The sequence below is a fragment of the Comamonas sp. genome, assembly GCF_009360615.1.
GTDB lineage: Bacteria > Pseudomonadota > Gammaproteobacteria > Burkholderiales > Burkholderiaceae_C > Comamonas.
In genome coordinates, this window is the sequence record NZ_SPEY01000087.1 from 1 (window position 1) to 18,832 (window position 18,832).

The 18,832-nt window shown below is 62.2% G+C and carries 16 protein-coding genes and 1 pseudogene; 7 read left to right on the forward strand and 10 right to left on the reverse strand.

Annotated elements, in window-relative coordinates; all coding sequences use genetic code 11:
• The first annotated feature begins 292 nt into the window (after positions 1 to 292).
• Positions 293 to 2,935 carry a chemotaxis protein CheW gene (locus E2583_RS20450; RefSeq protein WP_291598118.1) on the forward strand — a complete coding sequence of 881 codons (2,643 nt, stop codon included), beginning with the start codon at positions 293 to 295 and terminating at the stop codon, positions 2,933 to 2,935.
• A gap of 14 nt (positions 2,936 to 2,949) precedes the next feature.
• On the opposite strand, the gene E2583_RS20455 is transcribed toward E2583_RS20450, so the two are convergent.
• From E2583_RS20455 to E2583_RS20480, 6 genes are all read right to left on the reverse strand, one after another.
• The gene (locus tag E2583_RS20455; RefSeq protein ID WP_291598120.1) at positions 2,950 to 3,288 is read right to left on the reverse strand and encodes an H-NS histone family protein; all 339 of its coding nucleotides are present in this window, start codon (positions 3,286 to 3,288) and stop codon (positions 2,950 to 2,952) included.
• 188 nt (positions 3,289 to 3,476) lie between these two features.
• Complete coding sequence (locus tag E2583_RS20460; protein WP_291598121.1) at positions 3,477 to 3,971, reverse strand: GNAT family N-acetyltransferase; 495 nt, start codon at positions 3,969 to 3,971, stop codon at positions 3,477 to 3,479.
• A gap of 66 nt (positions 3,972 to 4,037) precedes the next feature.
• A complete protein-coding gene (locus tag E2583_RS20465; protein ID WP_291598123.1) occupies positions 4,038 to 5,198 on the reverse strand; it encodes a bifunctional nicotinamide-nucleotide adenylyltransferase/Nudix hydroxylase in 1,161 nt (386 codons plus the stop codon).
• A gap of 219 nt (positions 5,199 to 5,417) precedes the next feature.
• On the reverse strand, positions 5,418 to 7,121 hold the full coding sequence (locus E2583_RS20470; protein ID WP_291598125.1) for an NAD+ synthase: 1,704 nt from the start codon (positions 7,119 to 7,121) through the stop codon (positions 5,418 to 5,420).
• A gap of 16 nt (positions 7,122 to 7,137) precedes the next feature.
• On the reverse strand, positions 7,138 to 8,343 hold the full coding sequence (pncB, locus tag E2583_RS20475; RefSeq protein WP_291598127.1) for a nicotinate phosphoribosyltransferase: 1,206 nt from the start codon (positions 8,341 to 8,343) through the stop codon (positions 7,138 to 7,140).
• A 67-nt stretch (positions 8,344 to 8,410) separates the two neighbouring features.
• Entirely contained in the window at positions 8,411 to 9,259 is an 849-nt protein-coding gene (locus E2583_RS20480; protein WP_291598129.1) for a cysteine hydrolase, read from the reverse strand.
• Between the two features lie 122 nt (positions 9,260 to 9,381).
• Between E2583_RS20480 and E2583_RS20485 the strand changes: the two genes are divergently transcribed.
• Entirely contained in the window at positions 9,382 to 10,065 is a 684-nt protein-coding gene (locus E2583_RS20485) for an NUDIX domain-containing protein (RefSeq protein WP_291598131.1), read from the forward strand.
• A gap of 72 nt (positions 10,066 to 10,137) precedes the next feature.
• Here the strand turns inward: E2583_RS20485 and E2583_RS20490 are convergent, their stop codons facing one another.
• Together E2583_RS20490 and metK are read right to left on the reverse strand one after the other, a co-directional pair.
• Complete coding sequence (locus E2583_RS20490; RefSeq protein ID WP_003058756.1) at positions 10,138 to 10,311, reverse strand: DUF1328 domain-containing protein; 174 nt, start codon at positions 10,309 to 10,311, stop codon at positions 10,138 to 10,140.
• Between the two features lie 192 nt (positions 10,312 to 10,503).
• Positions 10,504 to 11,691 (reverse strand): methionine adenosyltransferase, encoded by a 1,188-nt coding sequence (metK, locus tag E2583_RS20495; RefSeq protein WP_003061970.1) that lies wholly within the window; start codon positions 11,689 to 11,691, stop codon positions 10,504 to 10,506.
• Between the two features lie 126 nt (positions 11,692 to 11,817).
• Between metK and E2583_RS20500 the strand changes: the two genes are divergently transcribed.
• The gene (locus E2583_RS20500) at positions 11,818 to 12,669 is read left to right on the forward strand and encodes a lysophospholipid acyltransferase family protein (protein WP_291598133.1); all 852 of its coding nucleotides are present in this window, start codon (positions 11,818 to 11,820) and stop codon (positions 12,667 to 12,669) included.
• A complete protein-coding gene (locus tag E2583_RS20505; protein WP_291598135.1) occupies positions 12,666 to 13,547 on the forward strand; it encodes a lipid A biosynthesis acyltransferase in 882 nt (293 codons plus the stop codon). The genes E2583_RS20500 and E2583_RS20505 overlap by 4 nt, the downstream gene beginning before the upstream one ends.
• 51 nt (positions 13,548 to 13,598) lie before the next feature.
• Here the strand turns inward: E2583_RS20505 and E2583_RS20510 are convergent, their stop codons facing one another.
• On the reverse strand, positions 13,599 to 14,516 hold the full coding sequence (locus E2583_RS20510) for an alpha/beta fold hydrolase (protein ID WP_291598137.1): 918 nt from the start codon (positions 14,514 to 14,516) through the stop codon (positions 13,599 to 13,601).
• A gap of 44 nt (positions 14,517 to 14,560) precedes the next feature.
• Positions 14,561 to 15,316, reverse strand: coding sequence for a ribosome biogenesis GTP-binding protein YihA/YsxC (gene yihA, locus E2583_RS20515; protein ID WP_291598139.1), 756 nt, complete (start codon positions 15,314 to 15,316; stop codon positions 14,561 to 14,563).
• Between the two features lie 77 nt (positions 15,317 to 15,393).
• On the opposite strand from yihA, the gene E2583_RS20520 reads away from it, so the two are divergent.
• The 3 genes and pseudogenes from E2583_RS20520 to E2583_RS20530 all read left to right on the forward strand — a co-directional run.
• Positions 15,394 to 16,017, forward strand: coding sequence for a c-type cytochrome (locus E2583_RS20520; protein WP_291598141.1), 624 nt, complete (start codon positions 15,394 to 15,396; stop codon positions 16,015 to 16,017).
• A gap of 129 nt (positions 16,018 to 16,146) precedes the next feature.
• A complete protein-coding gene (locus E2583_RS20525; RefSeq protein ID WP_291598143.1) occupies positions 16,147 to 18,324 on the forward strand; it encodes a cytochrome c biogenesis protein ResB in 2,178 nt (725 codons plus the stop codon).
• Positions 18,321 to 18,832 (forward strand): annotated as a pseudogene (locus E2583_RS20530) (c-type cytochrome biogenesis protein CcsB); the annotation flags it as partial. The gene E2583_RS20525 and the pseudogene E2583_RS20530, both read left to right, overlap by 4 nt.

Below are 18,832 nucleotides of genomic sequence, written 5' to 3' on the forward strand. Positions count from 1 at the left end.
CGAGGCGCTTGACGATCACGCGATCGTGCAGGGGACGCAGGTTCATACCAACTCCTAAATACATCAACAAAGTTGAAACAAGACTTGCCAGCCATCCTGGCCGACATTCGGAATATCTAGGGCCAAGCTGTTAGCACTCAACCCTATCGAGTGCTAATAATAAGGCAATTTTCCGAGCTTTCAAGACCCCTCCCTCAGTGAACAGAGGGCAAATCTGTCAGGAAAAAGGGTTTGTGCCGGGTTATGTGTAACGTGTTTTTACAAATAGGCCTGGCTTTTGCTCTGGCAGAACATGCCTCTAGAAACCATGACTGCCCCGGCGCAGCGCGCCCAGGATCTGCTGCAGACAGACGTCTTCATTCCTCACATGCGCCAGGTCGGACGCTGCGAGAGTTCCCTCAGGGAGCTGAATCTGATGTGGCGGCTCATAGAGTCCTCCGCCAAGATGAACTGCCCGCAGGAAGCGCAGGCCTTGCTGCCCATGATGGCTGCCACGCGTGGCGGCTTCGAACGGCTGGAGCAGGATTTGGTGCAGTCCATGGTGATGCAGGCCGTGGCGGGGGTGACGGCAGGGCTGTCCAGTCAGGCACAGCATCTGATCGATACCCTGGTGCGCAATCTCTACGAGCGAACGGCGGATGTGGGGTTCTTGGCAACCGACGCCCTGCTGTGCGGTTTCATGGCCGGACTGGATGGCGATGAGGCTGCCATCACCCGGCGTCTGCAAGCGTACCGGAGCAAGTACACGGTCTACGCCGACATCCTGCTGCTGGATGCCGAAGGCCAGGTGCGAGCGAGTGCCCGCGAGAGGCGTCAGGCCACAGGCCAGCCGTGCCGGGATGCCTTGATTGAACGAGCCTTGCAAAGCCAGGGCTTTGTGCAGGGCTTCGGAGCCACCGACCTGTTGCCGGGACAGGACAGTGGACTGATCTATGCGCACCGCATGCTGCACCCTGTCAGCCGACAAGTCACGGGTGTGCTTTGCCTGTGCTTTGACTTCGACGGCGAGATGCAGGGCATCTGGAGCGGACGTGACGCAGTACACGACGGTGGCGCACCAGCGGCGCAGACCAGTATCGCCCTCCTGCTGGATGAGCGGGGCCAGGTGCTGGCCAGCAGCGATCTGCACTGGATTGGTGTGGGGGCGAATGTTCGGCCTCACCGAGATGGTGCGAGTGCGTTGTGTGTGCATGGAGGATGCACATATCTGGTGCAATCCGCGGCATCGGCCGGCTATCAAGGCTACATGGGGCCCCAGGGCTGGCGGTCGCAGATCATGACGCCGCTGGAGCTGGCCTTCGGCCTTCAGTCCCAAGCGGGCCTGGATGGAGTGGATGCGGCCGTGGCACAGGGCCTGCTGGCGCATGCCCACCGCTTCTGCCCGCCTCTGCACGCCATCCACAGCGCAGCGGACACCATACGCCGTGTGGTGTGGAACGGGCGGGTGATGACTGCAGGCAAGCAGATGGGCAACACGCGGCTGCAAGCGGTTCTGGAGCAGATTGGCGAGACCGGGGCGCGGACCAACGAGGTTTTCTCCCGCTCCATCGATGCGCTCTACGGCACGGTGCTCGATACTGCACTGCGGGACAACAGTCTGTTGACGAGCCTGCTGGTGGATCTGCTGGATCGCAATCTCTACGAGCGCGCCAACGACTGTCGATGGTGGGCGCTGACACCGCAGCTGTCCGAGTTGCTGCTGGCCCTGGCTTTGGGGGAGAGGGCTGCGGAGAAGGTGGAGGAGGTCTGCGGGCTGCTCACCGCCATTCACGACCTGTATACGGTCTATCAGCAAATCATGGTTTATGACGCGCGCGGCAAGGTCGTGGCCATCAGCCAGAGAGGGCCGGAGGGAAGCCGCGAGCTGCTGGGCACGTGCATAGAGGAAGATAGTCTGCTACAGGTCCTGGCGCTGGAAGGGACCCAGGCCTATCACGTGTCGCCATGGCGCGCGTGTGCGCAGTACGAGGATGACGGTCCGACCTATGTCTACCATGCGGCCATACGCAACGCAGACGGGGTTGCGTTGGGTGGAATCGGCCTGGTGTTTCATGCGGAGCGTGAATTCAAGGCCATGCTGGACGGCGTGATCGGTGCGCCGTCAGGTGACGCAGGCGCCAGATGGGTGGCCTATCTGGATCGCTCGGGCATGGTCCTGTCGTCCTCGGATGGACCGGTGCAGCCGGGCATGAGGCCGGATCTGCCGCCGCAGATGCTGGCCTTGGCTCCAGGCCAGAGCATGGCCCGTGCCATGGTGCACCAAGGCCAGTATTGCGTGGTGGCGATTGCGGCAGGCAGCGGCTATCGGGAGTTCAAGCGCAGTGACGGCTACCGTGAAGAGGTGCTTGCACTGTCCGTCCAGGCTTTCGGTCCTGTGCAGGAGGACGCCATGGCGGCTGTCGTTCGGCGCAACACCCGGGTGCAAGGCCTGGCGACGGCCAGTCAGGGCAGTGGGTCCGGCCTGGAGATGGCGACGTTCTTTGTGGGGCGCAGCGTGCTTGCCGTCGATGCTGCCTGCGTGCTTGAGGCCCAGAGTGCCTCGGCCATCGCGCCCGTTTCGGCCGGCCGCTTGCCGCACTGCGTGGGTACGCTGGCGCGGCGCAACCAGGGGGGTGTGGCCGGCTATGTCTGGGTGTTCGATCTGGGAGCGATGCTCTTTGGAGAGCCCGCGACCAGGACGGCACAAAGTCAGGTGATCGTGCTGGAGCACCAGGGGCTCAAGCTGGGCGTGCTGGTCAGCGATCTCGAAGGCGTGGTGCGCTTCGAGAGCGGGCAGTTGCGACTGGCTCCCGCACTGGCGGGAGCAGCAGATCAGCTGGTGGACCGCCTGATACGTGCCAATGACGGAGATCTGCTCATCCAATGCCTGAACGTTGCGGCTCTGGTGCGCACGCTCAAGGCTCCTTTGCCGATGGAGCAGCTTGCCGGTGGCTGAGCGGGCCGCGTCGCTTACTGAACCGGGAAGGGGTTCTTTTCATCGCGGGGGGCATTGAAGTCCACGGTGGGCGTGGACTTGATTTCGTACTGGCTGCGGTCCTTGCCTTCGATCCACTTCGGTGGCTTGCCGCGGCCGGTCCAGGTCGCGCCGCTTTCGGGGTCGTAGTACCTGGCTTCGACCTTTTTCTTTTCCTCGGGCTTCCAGGGAAAAACCTGCTGAGAGGTAAAGCCGAACGTGGCGATCAGTTGCTTGACGGTGGCCAGGGCTTCCTTGGCTTCGGTGCTGCGCGCTTCTTCGATGCGCTTGTCCAGCGCATTTTTCTGAGCGATGAGTTCTTGATAGCTTGGCATTCTGGATTCCACAGATGGTGTGAAAGGTCAGCACTGATTGCCGCCTTTGTTATTGTTTTGCAAAACCGTTCATTTTGGCGCAAGCGGGAACCGGACGCATTGTTGATGTTGCGTACACTCGGTCTGAAAAGGGCTGCGCATCATTTTGAAGGGCCGCACACATCACTCTGGGTGATCCGGCCTGTGTCTCAACCCTGTTTGTCGCCGGCGGCCATGGCCTGCAGGGCCGAGCCCGTCATGCGATAGCGGATCCATTCGTTCTGCGGAACGGCGCCCAGGCTGTCATAGAACTGGATGGAGGGCGTGTTCCAGTCCAGGCAGCTCCATTCAAAGCGACCACAGTCCTTTTCCAGGGCGATCCGTGCCAGGTGCTGGAGCATCGCCTTGCCGGCGCCGTGGCCGCGTGCGTCAGGGGTGATGTAGAGGTCTTCCAGGTACAGGCCGTGCTGGCCCTGCCAGGTGGAGTAGTTGAAGAAGTACACGGCAAAGCCCACAGCCTTGCCGTCAATTTCGCAGACCAGGCCGAACACCGCAGGGTTGGTGCAGAACAGCGTGCGACGCACATGGTCGGGCGTGGCCTTGACTTCATGCTCGGCCTTTTCATAGATGGCGAGTTCGCGCACAAAGCGCAGGATCAGGTCGATGTCTTGCTCGGTGGCGGGGCGGATATGGAGCTGGCTCATGGTGTAAAAGAAAAAAAGGTCTCCGGCGCTTGATGTGCAAGCGCTTGAAGCAATGGTTCTGAGGTATCAGGCGACCTGGCGCTCGGGCTCGCTCTGAGCCAGGGTCACGGGCAGGAACTGGCACAGGATCTGGAAATGGTCCTCGAAGAACTCAGCCTCCATGCGGGGCAGATCGGCAATCGGCACCCAGCGGGCCAGGGCGGCGTCGTCCGCGCCCTGCACCGGAGGCAGGCTGGGTTGCACGCCCAGATCCAGATAGTGCACATGGGTGATGGTACGCCCGCGCAGGCTGCGGTCCGGGTGATCGAAGACCTGCACGGCCTGCAGGGCTGCCAGCAGATCGGCTTCGCTGATCGAGGAGCAGGTCTCCTCACGCAGCTCGCGCATGCAGGATTGCCAGAGGCTGTCGCGCTGCTCCAGGAAACCGCCGGGCAGGGCCCAGAGGCCCTGGCCCGGAGCATGGCCGCGCTGGATCAGCAGCACCTGATCCTGGCCCTTGGCACGGCAGCGCAGCAGGGCATCCACGGTGACAAATACCGGGGCATAAGGCGCCTTGGCCCAGGCGCGCTTGTAGTCCTGCAGCATATGCCACTCTTGTTGAAGACGCAGATACAGCGGTGTCTGGGCCCAGAGGCGCAAAAAGTCCAGCGTGCTCTCGGGCATCTGGGGGGAAAGCCTGGCCAGAGCAGCATCCATGGACCCGGCCGAGGCATGGCCTTCGCCGAAGAAGATTTCGCGCAGCGGCGTGGCGTCAAACTGACCCAGGCGCGGCAGGCTGATCAGCTCCCAGCCCGGAAAGCGCGCCAGATAGCTGCTGCTGGAGTCCTTGAAATGTCCGACCAGGGCCACGCTCGCGCCTTCGGGCACATGGGCCTGCACGGCTTCGCGCACGGCATGCACCCACAGCGGCTCGTTGTAATAGTCACGCACGGGAACGCAGCGCACGCGCTCGGCATCCTCTTTCGATAGCGCATTGCGCAGCATCTGCGCGCGCTCCTGCCAGCTGAACGGGTTCTTGGGATTGGGGGCTTGCCAGGCGCTGCCTAGCACCACAACGACCTGGCGAGCCCGCTCCAGTGCGGCGTGCAGCAAAGCCATATGGCCGTTGTGCAGAGGCTGGAAGCGGCCGATCAGCACGGCGGTATGCAGGGGCACGGAGGTGGGCAGGGTCTCGGGTGCGGCGGCGATGAAACGCTTGCTGGAGGTGTTGGGACTGGCTTGAGGCATGAGAGCGAAACCCGTACAGAAATCAGCGCCCACAAGGGCAAAAAGGTGGAAACGGGCTAAACGCCTGGTTGGCAAGCGAAATTAGCTCACATTTTCTGAATGTTCAACCAGGCCCGGCCCAGCCGGGGACGGCATTCGGGACAGGCGTCCGAAACGCTTGGCCGCACCACAGGTGCGGCAGGGCTTTGCCACCCTGTATCAAGCGTTTGTCGGGCATTGCTACTCGTAGTGTGCCGCAATCGGCATCTGCCGTCCCGTGCCGAAGGCCCGTGGGCGCACTCTGAGCATGGGCGGAGCCTGGCGGCGCTTGTACTCGCTGCGGAACACCAGCTTCTGCACGCGGGCAATGGTCTCGGGACCACCAGGCTGGGTGCGCAGCTTGGCCACAAAGGCGGCGGCCTGGGCATATTCCTGGCTGGACAGATGCTGGCCCTCGATATGCCATTTGAGAATCTCGTCGAGCACGGCATAGGGAGGCAGGCTGTCCTCGTCCTTCTGGCCGGGTGCCAGTTCGGCCGAAGGCGGCTTGTCGATGATGGTCAGCGGGATCAGCTCTCGGCCTGCATGGCGGTTGAGGTGGCGCGAGAGCTCGAAGACCTCGGTCTTGTACAGGTCGCCGAGCAGGCCCAGGCCACCATTGGTGTCTCCATACAGGGTGCAGTAGCCCACCGAGACTTCGGACTTGTTGCCTGTGGTCAGCAGAAGATGACCGAAGGCATTGGAGAACTCCATCAGGGTGGTGCCGCGTGCGCGGGCCTGCAGGTTCTCCAGCGCCAGACCCTTGAGCGGCTCGCCAAAACTGGCCTCGAACTGGCGCGCATAGGTCGTGACCAACTCCTTGATCGGATGCTCGTACAGTCGGATGCCCAGATTGCGGCACAGCTGTACCGAATCGTCGACCGAGCCGGCCGATGAGTAGCTGGACGGCATGGTGATGCCCACCACGTTGTCTGCCCCCAGTGCATCGACGGCCAGGGCCATCGTCAATGCCGAATCGATGCCGCCCGAGCTGCCGACCACCACCTGCTGGAAGCCGCAGCGGCGCGCATAGTCGCGCAGGCCCAGCACGATCTGCTGGCGGTAGAACTCCATGGTGGGCAGACCCTGCGCCGGCACGGTAGGCAAGGCCGAGCCGTCGCAGGGCTGAAACCGGCCCTGTGCATTCAGCTCCAGCGTGCAGATATCTTCCTCGAAGCGCCGGGCTTCAAAAACCAGTCCCGCTTCGGGCTCCACGGCAAATGATGCGCCGTCGAACACGATCTGGTCCTGGCCACCGATCTGGTTGATGTAGAGGATGGCCAGCTTGTGGCGTGCCGCCGCCTGGGTGAAGACCTCGTGACGCTGCTCGCGCTTGCCCAGATGGCTGGGGCTGGCGTTGATGCTGACGACCAGATCCGGAGCCGCATCTCCCATGCGCACGAAAGGGTTGGTGGCGTAGTCCGCACCCTGGTCGTTCCAGCCGTCCTCGCAGACCAGAAAGCCCACCTGGCAGTTGCCCACGCGCAGCACCTTGGCCGTGTCGGCTCCGGGTTCGAAGTGGCGCCGCTCGTCAAAGATGTTGTAGGTGGGCAGCAGTTGCTTGTCGTACTGCAGGCGGATCTGTCCGTTCTTGAGCACCAGCAGGCTGTTGTGCAGCGGCTTGCCGGGGCCATCGTGGCGTGTGGGGGCGCCCACGACCCAGTGCAGGTCGGGGAACTGGCACGTGGCCTGCAGCAGCTCCTGCAGACCTGCATCCAGTCTTTGCAGAAAGCTGGGTTCATCCAGCAGGTCACCGGGATAGTAGCCGCACAGCGACAGTTCGGAAAATACCACCAGGTCGGCCTGTTCGGCTGCGGCCCTGGTGGCGGCCTCTCTCATGCGGCGGATATTGCCGCTGATATCGCCCACCATGTAGTTGAGCTGGGCAAGGGTGACTTTCAGCATGGTTGCCTCCGAAGATTCAGGCGGCCTGGGCAGCAGGCTCAGGGATGTCGAAGACCTGGCGCAGATAGGCCAGATAGGTCTCGTCGTTGCACAGCGTCTTGCCGGGGGAGTCGGAAATCTTGGCCACGGGCTGGCCGTTAGCATGGGTGAGCTTCATCACGATATTGATCGTGGTCAAGCCCATGTCATTGGTCAATCGCGTGCCGATCCCGAAGCCGCACTGGATGCGATCGGCAAAGCGGTGGTAGAGCGCCAGGGCCGTGTCCAGATCCAGTCCATCCGAGAACACCAGACGCTTGCTTTGCGGGGCAATGCGCAGCTTTTCATAGTGGGCAATGGCTTTTTCGCCCCACTCGAACGGATCGCCGGAGTCATGACGCAGGCCATCGAACAGCTTGGCAAAGTACATATCGAAGTCGGCCAGAAAGGCGTCCATTCCCACGGTATCGGTGAGGGCGATACCGAGGTCGCCCCGGTATTCCTGCACCCAGTCCTCGAGGGCCGCCACCTGGAAGTCGCGCAGACGAACGCCCAGCGCCTGATAGGTCTGAAGATACTCATGGGCCATGGTGCCGATGGGCACCAGATTCAGATCGCGTGCCAGCAGCACATTGGACGTGCCTTTGAACCACTGCGCGGTCTCTGAGGCAAAAGCCTGTACCACCTCGCGTTGCCAAGCCCCCGAGAAGCGGCGACGCACTCCGAAGTCGAACAGCTCGAAGGGATTGCGCAGCTTGGCCTCGACAGCCAGATGCTTGAGCTGGGTCAGCTTCACTTGCAGGCGTTTGCGGCCTTCGGCAAGGGCGAGCCCGGCATCGAAACGGCGGAAGTACAGCTCGTTGACGATGGCCAGCACATAGATCTCGAAGCCCATCACATGGACTTGCGGGCCCTTGGCCACGATATGGAGCTGGTCGCCTTCGGCCCAGGCCCGGATGAAGGCGCGCTGGAACTGGAAGATGCGCAGAAAGTCGATGAAGTCGCTCTTCATGAAGCGCAGACCGGCCAGGTAGTCCAGCTCGTCCTTGCCGAAACGCAGGCTGCACAGGGCATTCAGCTCGCGTTCCACTTCGGGCAGCAGCTCGGCCAGCGGGAAGGCCGTGGGCGTGCGGCAGACAAATTCGTACTCGGCCTCGGTCTGGGGGTGGCGGTGCAGCATGGCCTGCCACATGGTGAATTTGTAGAGGTCGGTGTCCAGCAGGCTGGTGATGATGGGCTTCATGCCGTTCTTCTTTTCAAAAATATGAGCTGCTAGCGCTTTATCCACAATCGCTAGAGGCTGACTTGTCTCATAGGCCAAAGCTGGCGCTTGTTTCGCAGCGTACACCGGTTGCACGCATGCGTTCCAGGAAGTCGTGGTGCGCGGCCTCGAATCCGGCGACCGGGCTCATGCAGTCCGTCAGCAGCACGATGCGCGAGTAATCGCTGCTGCCCCAGTGCTCCAGAATGTGCTCGGTGGTGGCGCGCACGCAGTGGCTGCTGGCCTCGCCTGCGATCACCAGGGTGCTGCTCTGGCGCAACTGGTCCAGCAGGGCCGTGTTCAGGCCGGTTTCGCCATCCTGCGGGTCGGGAACCTCGGCGCGAATGGCGCTGTAGTGCTCGGTCCAGGGGTTCATGCCCTTGAAGACATGACGGGTGGAACGGTGTTGCAGTTCCTGCCACTGACGGCAGGCTGCGAGCACGTCCGCATGCATTCCATGGCCCCAGCTTCCGATCTCGCAGTGCAGCGGCCAGACCATGAGGGTGTAGCTGCCCTGGGCCTCCAGCCGATCCAGATATTGCAGCGTGCGTTCGTGCTCGGCTGCGTTGCGCGGGGCATAGTCTCCGGCACGCACCTGGGCCACCGTGATCGGGGTGAATGGCAGCACGGCATGTCCATCGCGCTGCTGCCAGAAGGCGGGATGGGCAATGTCATAGGCCTGGTGCGAGTCGAGGGTGACGGTGATCTGGCCCAGCTTGTCGTGCTGGGCTGCGATCCAGCGGCTCAGGCGCTGCATATCGGCATGAGCACCCGTCACCGGAAGGCTGGGTGCTATCAGCTGATGAGTATCTGGTGAGCGGGGGCACCAGTCGGCAGGCAGATCGCAGAAGTCGTTTTGCGGGTCGATGATCAGCAGCTGGGTTTGTGGATGGCTCATGGTGTTCGGCTTTCATGAGAGAGGCAATGCCTGCAGTCTAGAACACTTAAAATATATTTGCAACTAAGTATTTTGAGATTGATGTGAAATAATTGCAGAGGGAAAACAGAGTTGGTAAAAAAATGAATCAAAGCAATGAGCGCAGGGAAGCAGTGCAGGTGAGTGTGGATGTGGTGTTGCTGACCCTGGTGGAGCAGCAGCTGCATGCCGTGCTGCTGCGCCGTCGGGCTGCGCCTTTTGCCGGGGTGTGGGCCTTGCCCGGCGGCTTCATTCATACCGAGGAGGATGCGGACGCCAAGGCCAGTGCGGCGCGCGTTCTCAGGACCAAGGTGGGCATAGAAGGGGCCTATCTTGAGCAGCTGGCCACTTTCAGCGGGCCGGCGCGCGATCCGCGTGGCTGGTCGGTGGCGATCGCCTACTGTGCCTTGCTGCCCGTGCAGAACCTGCCGCCTGATCGAAGCGATATCTGCGTGCTGCCGCTCTCGGACCTGCCGCAACTGCCCTTCGATCACCGCGCCATCCTCGATTGCGCCTTGGAGCGCGTACGCAGCAAAAGCCTGTATTCCTCCTTGCCCGTGCATCTGTGCGGGGAAACCTTCACGCTGCCGCAGCTGCAGCAGGTCTATGAAAACATTCTGGGCGAGCCGCTGAACAAGGTTAGCTTCAGGCGCAAGATGGATGAGATGGACTGGCTGGAGCCCGTGCCAGGGGCCATGCAGGGCGGTGGGGCGCACCGGCCCGCCCAGCTTTACCGGGCCAAGCCCGGCTTCAGCCAGACGCTGGCGCTGACTGCCCGGGGGCTTTGAGTCCGTTCCACATGAAAAAATGCCTGCGCAAGGCAGGCATTCGGGTTGGTGTTTCGGGCCCGGCGGTGTCGACTAGCTGACTGCGCCAATGCCCAGCAGGGCCAGAACCACGAAGATCACGGCAACGGCAATGAAAATAAAGAACAGGATCTTGGCTATGCCGGCTGCGCCTGCGGCTACGCCGGTGAAGCCGAAAACACCTGCCACCAGGGAAATGATGGCAAAAATAATGGCCCACTTGAGCATCGGAACTCCTTTGTCTGAAGCGATGTTTCAAGCCTAAGTCGCCGGGCGCATGCTCGCGGTGCTCATTTGGGGTAAATCCTTGTCGGCTTGATCCGACAACAAAAAAGCCACCGCAATGGTTCGCGGTGGCTTCTTGACGAGGCTGGGGGGCCAAGCCCTCAGATCCTCAGACCCGTTTTGCGGGTGCCTGAATCACTTCAGACCGGCAGCGGCACGCAGCAAAGCCGCCTTGTCGGTGCGTTCCCAGGTGAACTCGGGCTCTTCGCGGCCGAAGTGACCGTAGGCTGCAGTCTTGCTGTAGATGGGGCGCAGCAGATCCAGCATCTGGATGATGCCCTTGGGGCGCAGGTCGAAGTGCGCAGCCACCAGCTTGGCGATCTCCGCATCGGGAATCACGCCCGTGCCTTCGGTGTACACGGTGATGTTCATGGGGCGGGCCACGCCGATGGCGTAGGCAACCTGCACCTGGCACTGGCGCGCCAGACCGGCAGCCACCACGTTCTTGGCCACATAGCGGGCAGCATAGGCGGCCGAGCGGTCCACCTTGGTTGGATCCTTGCCGGAGAACGCACCGCCGCCATGGGGGCAGGCACCGCCGTAGGTGTCCACAATGATCTTGCGACCGGTCAGGCCGCAGTCGCCCTGAGGTCCGCCCACGACGAAGCGGCCGGTGGGATTGATCAGGTACTTGGTGTCCAGCAGCCACTCGGAGGGCAGCACGGGCTTGATGATCTCTTCGATGATGGCTTCGGTGAACGATGCCTTCATTTTGGTTGCCGTTTCCGACTGATCGGGGCTGTGCTGTGTGGACAGCACCACGGTGTCGATGCTGTGGGGCTTGCCGTCCACATAGCGCAGGGTCACCTGGCTCTTGGCGTCCGGGCGCAAGAAAGGCAGACGGCCGTCCTTGCGCAACTGGGCCTGGCGTTCCATCAGACGGTGTGCGTAATAGATGGGCGCGGGCATCAGCTCGGGCGTTTCGTCGCAGGCGTAGCCGAACATCAGGCCCTGGTCGCCAGCACCGGTATTCAGCTCGTCATCGCTGGCCTTGTCCACGCCCTGGGCGATGTCCTGGCTTTGCTTGTCGTAGGCGACGAGCACCGAGCAACCCTTGTAGTCGATGCCGTATTCGGTGTTGTCGTAGCCGATGCGCTTGATGGTGTCGCGTGCGACCTGGATGTAGTCCACATTCGCACCGGTGGTGATTTCACCGGCCAATACCACCAGACCGGTGTTGGTCAGTGTCTCGGCAGCCACGCGGCTATGCGGGTCTTGGGTGAAAATAGCGTCCAGAATCGCGTCAGAGATCTGGTCGGCAACCTTATCGGGGTGGCCTTCAGAAACCGATTCCGAGGTAAACAGAAAATCGCTGTTCGCCATTGATATAACTCCTTGTTGCTTGGGCAATTGCGTTGCCCGAGCTTCGAAGTCTGGCGAACGCTTTAGCAGTTTTGTTTTTATGTCGCCCTGCAAGTTGCTCTTTAACTCAGCGACCCCGCTATTCTAATGCCATCCCTGTTTCGACTGTTTGCTGCACTGCCTTTATGGCTATTGCATGGCCTTGGCGCGGCCATGGGGTGGGTGACCTGGGTTCTATCTCCCACCTATCGGCGCCGATTTGCGGCCAACGCCGCCCAGGCCGGCTATGGATTTGCGCAGGTCAGGGCGGCGGTGGGACATGCAGGGCGCATGGTGTTCGAGATGCCGCGCATCTGGCTGGGCCAGTTGCCGGAATGCGACATCGTCAACGCAGACGTGGTCGAGCAGGCCTATGCGCGCGGCAAGGGCATTGTGTTTCTCACGCCCCATCTGGGCTGCTTCGAGATGTCGGTGCAGGCCGCAGCGCGGCGCTGGTCGGACCGACATGGCGCAATCACCGTGCTCTACCGCCCCGCACGCCAGGGCTGGCTGGCCGAAATTCTGGAAACCGCGCGCAATCGTCCTGGCGTCCAGGCCGTTCCCACCACCTTGGCGGGCGTGCGTCAGATGATCAAGGCCCTGCGCCAGGGCGCTGCCGTGGGTTTGCTGCCCGATCAGGTTCCGCCCAATGGGCTGGGGATCTGGTCGCCTTTTTTCGGCCGCGATGCGTATACGATGACATTGGCAGCGCGACTGGTGCTGCAAACCGGGGCCACGGTCATCGTGGCGCGGTGCGAGCGCAAGTCCTGGGGGCGGGGCTATACGCTGTATCTAGAGGAATTGCCTGTGCCCGAATCTCAATCTCTGGAAGCCACCGTGGCGCTGATCAACCGCGCCATGGAAACCACCATCCGCCAGTCTCCGCAGCAATACCTGTGGGGCTACGGCCGCTACAAGCAGCCGCGTGAAGACAAGCAAATCCCGGGGGAGAAGGCATGAGTGCCAGCAAGATAGCCATCGGCTGCATGCATGTGCTGGCCAAGCTGCCGCTGCCCCTGCTGCGCGGGCTGGGCAAGGTTGTGGGGCGTGTGCTGTTTGTGGTGGCGGGCCAGCGCCGGCGCATCGCGCTGCGCAACTTCGAGCTGTGCTTTCCCGATGTGCCAGAGGCACAGCGCAAAGCCTGGGCGAAGGAGTCTTTTGAAGTCTTTTGCCAGACCTTTCTCGACAGAAGCTGGCTGTGGTTCGGCTCCGAGGCGCTGGTGCGCAGCCGCGTCAAGCTGGTTGGTGCCACGCATGAGCTGGAGGGCGATACGCCCACCATCGTCTTCGCGCCGCATTTCTACAGCATGGATGCAGGTGGGCTGGCCCTGCCGCTCAATACCGAGCGCGAGTTCACTTCCATCTTCGCCACCAATCCCGATCCGGATCTGGATGCCTGGTTCATGAATGGCCGCCAGCGCTTCGGCCATGTGAAGATGCTCAACCGCGCCGATGGCGTCAAACCCATCATCCAGTGCCTGCGCAAGGGCGGGCTGCTGTATCTGCTGCCCGACATGGACTATGGCAAGAACGACTCGGTGTTCGTGCCCTTTTTCGCGGTGCAGGACACGGCCACCATTCCCTCGCTGTCGCGCTTTGCGCGCCTGGGCAAGGCCAAGGTGGTGGCGCTCTACAACCGCATGACGCCCGAGGGCTATGTGGCAGAGCTGACGCCTGCCTGGGAGAATTTCCCGACCGATGACCATGTGGCCGACACCGCCCGCATGAACCGTGAACTGCAGGCCGCCATCCTGACCATGGTTCCCCAGTATTACTGGGTGCACAAACGCTTCAAGACGCGCCCGGACGGCGAGCCATCGCTCTACTCCGGGAAATAGGCGTCAAATCGTTCTCCATGCCATGATGGCTGGGCGCTAGGAACTTCCTTTTCAGGAGCGCACTGGCGTCTGAAGAAACTCGGTCAGGGCGCGCTGCACAGCCTCGGGCCTCTCATGGACCACCCAGTGGCTGCAGCCCCGGAGATGCTCTATCTCCAGCTGTGGCACCCATTGCTCCAGCCCTTGCAACAAAGCGGGCTGCAGTGCGAGGTCGTCATCTCCCCAGAGTATGCGCACCGGCACGGGGATGTGCAGCATTTCATCGGGAAGGCTGAGCTCGCGAATGTCCTGGAGCTCATCGGCGCTGCCGCCTGGGCGGGGCGGCACCAGCGGGCTGGCCGCGTAGAACATGCAGGCGCCGTGCACGCCCAGATCCCAATGCTCGCGGTATTGCTGCTTGCGCTCGGGCGTCAGCCAGGCGGGCTTGCTGCCATCGGGATTCTGGAAGAATCCCAGCATGCGCTGCCAGCCGTTCTCGGCCAGCAACATGGGCGCATCGGGTCGGCGCAGAAAGTGCATGTACTGGCTGGCGGCCTGCTGAACAGGGTTGGACTGCAGCTCCCGCAAGAAGCTGCCAGGATGCGGCGAGTTGAGTATGAGCAGCCGTTCGAGCTGCTGGGGGTAGCGGTTGGCCAGGCCCCAGGCCACGGCACCGCCCCAGTCATGGGCAATCACGCAGGCTGCGCGCTGGTCACGGCTCTCGAGCGCAATGAGGGCGGACAGATCTTCCACCAGGTATTTCGCACGGTAGTCGCTGATGGCCGTGGGCTGGCTGGAGCGGCCATAGCCGCGCAGATGGGGCGCCACGCAGCGGTAGCGGCCACCAAACTGCGCAAGCAGCTCATCCCAGATGAAGGCACCCTCGGGGAAACCGTGCAGAAAGAGCAACAGGGGTTGACCCGGTTCGCCGCTGATGCGGCATTCCAGCTCAACCCCTGTGGGCAGGGAATGCATGCAAGTCGTGACCATGAAGCTCTCCTTTTTGTAGCTTCTGGCGCTTGCAAGATAAGCGCCTATGGCTGATTTTGCGTGGGTGTATCGTCCGCAGGCGTCGCGTGGGCGACGGGGGAGGCCTCGGATAATCCCGATTGGGGCAGTCCCTCGGGGTGGCACCAGTGCCACAGCAGCTGGGCCACATCGTCCACGCCCTGCTTTTTGAGGGCGGAGAAGAGGCGCACCTCTCCACCGCCCGCATTGAGCTTGGTGATGGACAGAATCTTGGCCTGTTCGGCGCGTGTCAGCTTATCGGCCTTGGTCAGCACGATGAGGAACTTCAGGCCTTGCTCGACGCGTGGACGGATGGCGTCCAGCAGGGCTTCATCGAGCTCGGTCAGGCCCAGGCGCGGGTCGCACAGCAGCACCACGGCGGAGAGGCTTTCACGGCTCATCAGATAGTTGAGCATGACGCGTTGCCAGCGCTCCTTGTCGGTCCGGGAGACGGCCGCGTAGCCGTAGCCGGGCAAGTCAGCCAGCACGGCATCGGTCACGCCCTGCTTGCCCAGTGAGAACAGGTTGATGTGCTGGGTGCGGCCAGGCTTCTTGGAGGCGAAGGCCAGCTGCTTCTGCTGGGTCAGGGTATTGATGGCGGTGGACTTGCCTGCGTTGGAGCGGCCGACGAAGGCGATCTCGGGAACCTCGACCTTGGGCAGCTGGTTGAGCTGGGCTGCGGTCGTAAAAAAGCGCGCGGTGTGCATCCAGCCCATCGCAAGCTTGCTGTCGATCAAAGAAAGTGATTTTCCGGCTGTGGTATCCGGGGAAGCATGGGTCATGACGGTAACTATTTCAGGGAGGCCCATTGTAGAATTTGACGGATTCGAGCTCTCAACAATAGACCCAGCCCCTTGATATGAAGTTGCTTGCCTCTTTGCTGACTGCTGCCATTTTCGCAGCACCTGCCTTCCCCGCATTCTCGGCGGGAGAAACACCTGTCAAGGCGGATGCTGCCAAAGGGCAAGCCAGTTATGGGGCGGTCTGCGCCGCATGTCATGCCGCGGACGGCAATTCCACCATTCCCCTGCAGCCCAAGCTGGCTGGCCAGCATCCCGAGTATCTGGTCAAGCAGCTGCGCGAGTTCAAGGAAGGCAAGCGCAACGACCCGGTGATGAAGGGCTTTGCCGCCACGCTCAGCGATGGCGACATGCAAAACATTGCGGTCTGGCTGCATGCCCAAACGCCCAAGAACGGCTTCTCCAAGGACAAGGACTCCATCGCCCTGGGCGAGCGCATCTACCGCGGCGGCATCCAGGAACGCCAGATTGCCGCCTGCGCGGGTTGCCACAGCCCCAACGGGGCCGGCATTCCCGCCCAATACCCGCGTCTGTCGGGTCAGCATGCCGAATATACCGTGAAGGCATTGACGGACTTCCGCGACGGCAAGCGCAGCAATAGCATTCCCATGGCCCAGGTTGCTGCCAAGCTTAATGATCGCGAAATCAAGGCCGTGGCAGACTATATAGCTGGCTTGCGTTAAAAATCCTTTTCACCAGATGCGGAGGGGACTGCGGGAACTTTCAGGCATCTGTCACCCCCAAGTCAGGCGGGCCCATCGGCTAGTTCAGCAGATGGCCCGCCTTTTTGCGTTCGGCTCTATCTCATCCTCATGTCTGACTTTCCACTTCGCGATCGTGACTCCTCTCGCTCACAGGCAGTGCGCGCGACTCTGGAGTTGCTGGCCTCCATGCGCTTTGCGATTTCACTGCTCACGGTGATCTGCATCGCATCGGTCATCGGCACGGTGCTCAAGCAGCATGAACCCCTGGTCAACTACGTCAACCAGTTCGGCCCCTTCTGGGCACAGCTGTTTCTGGCGCTCAAGCTCAATGCGGTCTACAGCGCCTGGTGGTTTTTGCTGATTCTGGCGTTCCTGGTCATCAGCACCTCGCTGTGCGTGAGCCGGCATGCCCCCAAGTATCTGGCAGATATCCGCAATTACAAGGAAAACATCCGCGAACAAAGCCTCAAGGCATTCCACCATCGCGCCGAGGCCGAGGTGGCGGGCAGCACCGAAGAGGCGGCACGGCGCATCGGCCAGCAACTGGTGTCCGGTGGCTGGAAGGTCAAGATGCAGCAGCGCGACACGGCAGCCGGGCCCGGCACCGGCTGGATGCTGGCAGCCAAGGCCGGTGCGGCCAACAAGCTGGGCTATATCGCCGCACATTGCGCCATCGTGCTGATCTGTATCGGCGGGCTGTTCGACGGCGATCTCATCGTGCGGGCCCAGATGATGCTGGGAGGCAAAACACCTTATACCGGCGGCGGCATGATCTCGGACGTGGCGCCCGAGCACCGCCTGTCGACCAAGAACCCGACCTTCCGCGGCAACCTCATGGTCTCCGAAGGCACACAGTCCGGCACGGCCATCCTGAATCAATCGGACGGCATCTTGCTGCAGGATCTGCCATTTTCGGTGGAGTTGAAAAAATTTATCGTGGAGTACTACTCCACCGGCATGCCCAAGCTGTTCGCCAGCGAGATCGTCATCCACGACCGCGCCACGGGCGAGAAGCTGGAAAAGCGCGTGGAAGTGAACCATCCGGCCAGCTACAAGGGCATCGAGATCTACCAGAGCAGCTTCGATGACGGCGGCTCCAGCGTCAAGCTGCATGCCGTGCCCATGGATGGTGTCTCCCAGCCCTTCGACGTGGAGGGCGTGATCGGCAACTCCACGGAGTTCGTGCGCAAGCTGGCCGATGGCCAGCAGGACAAGGTGACGCTGGAGTACACGGCGCTGCGCACCATCAATGTGGAGAACTTCGGCGGCCAGGACAAGAGCGCCGGCACCGATGTGCGCAAGGTCGATCTGAGGCAGGCCATCGACGAGCGCCTGGGTGCCGCCCACAAGACCACGGACAAAAAGGATTTGCGCAATATCGGCCCCAGCGTGGGCTACAAGCTGCGCGATGCCTCGGGTCAGGCGCGCGAGTTCCAGAACTACATGCTGCCCGTGGACACGGGCGACGGCCAGCCGGTCTTCCTGCTTGGCGTGCGTGAAAATCAGGCTGACCAGATGCGCTATCTGCGCGTGCCTGCCGACCCTGAGGGCACGATGAACACCTTCATGCAGCTGCGCCAGGCCATGCAGAATAGGGCCCAGGCCGAAAAGGCGGCGCGCGCCTATGTGCAGCGGGCGGTCGATGTCTCCAGGCCCGAGCTGGCCGAGCCGTTGACGCAGTCCGCGCTCAAGGCGCTGGAGCTGTTCGCCGGGCAGGACAGCAAGCTCAAGGCTCCCGACGGACGCCCGCTCGGAGGCCTGCAGGCGATCTCGGGCTTCATGGACAGCAATGTGCCCGAGGCCGAGCGCGAGCGCGCCGGCGAGGTGCTGGTGCGGATTCTCAACGGCGTGCTGTTCGAGCTGGCCCAGCAGGTACGCCAGCAGGCGGGACTCAAGCCTTTCGAGAACGACGAGAAGACCCAGGCTTTCATGACGCAATCGGTGTTCTCGCTCAGCGATGCGCAGTTCTACCCGGCGCCCGTGGTCTTCATGCTGCAGGACTTCAAGCAGGTCCAGGCCAGCGTGTTCCAGGTGGCGCGCGCTCCCGGTAAAAACATTGTTTACCTGGGTTGCCTCTTCCTGATCATCGGCGTTTTTGCCATGCTGTATGTGCGTGACCGCCGCATCTGGATCTGGCTGACCCCTGCGAACGGGGGCAGCCATGCGAACATGGCCTTGTCCACCAACCGCAAGACCATGGATGGCGACCGCGAGTTCGCCATGCTGGCCGACAAGCTGATCGGGGCCAGGCCCCTGCAAAAGAAGACTCCCGGAGGTTCTGTATGAACACCGCAACCACGACATTGACTCTGAACGAAGGCTATTTCGCCCGCCGCAACTGGTTTGACTGGTTGTTTGCGGTCGTGGTGGCCGTGGGCCTGGGCTATGCGCTTCAGCGCTATGCCGCCTACATGGATGTGTACGAGAAGGGCATTTTGCTGGCGACCATCCCGGCCATGATCTGGCTGGGATGGTTCTGGCGCCCGCTGGCGGTGCTGATGCTGACCGTGGCCGGCTTCTCGCTGATGGCCATCGGCCTGTACCAGGGAGCGGAGGGCGGCGAGCTGGCGCGGTCGGAGACCGTCTTTGGCCTGAAGTATTTCCTCTCCAGCCAGTCCGCCATCCTGTGGATGAGCATGGTGTTCTTCATCAGCACGGCTTTCTACTGGATAGGCGTGTTCGCCAAGGGCGAGCGCCCGGTCATGTCGCTGCTGGGTTCGCGCCTGGCCTGGCTGGCCGTCGCGATGGCGCTGATCGGCACCATGGTGCGCTGGTACGAGAGCTATCTGCTGGG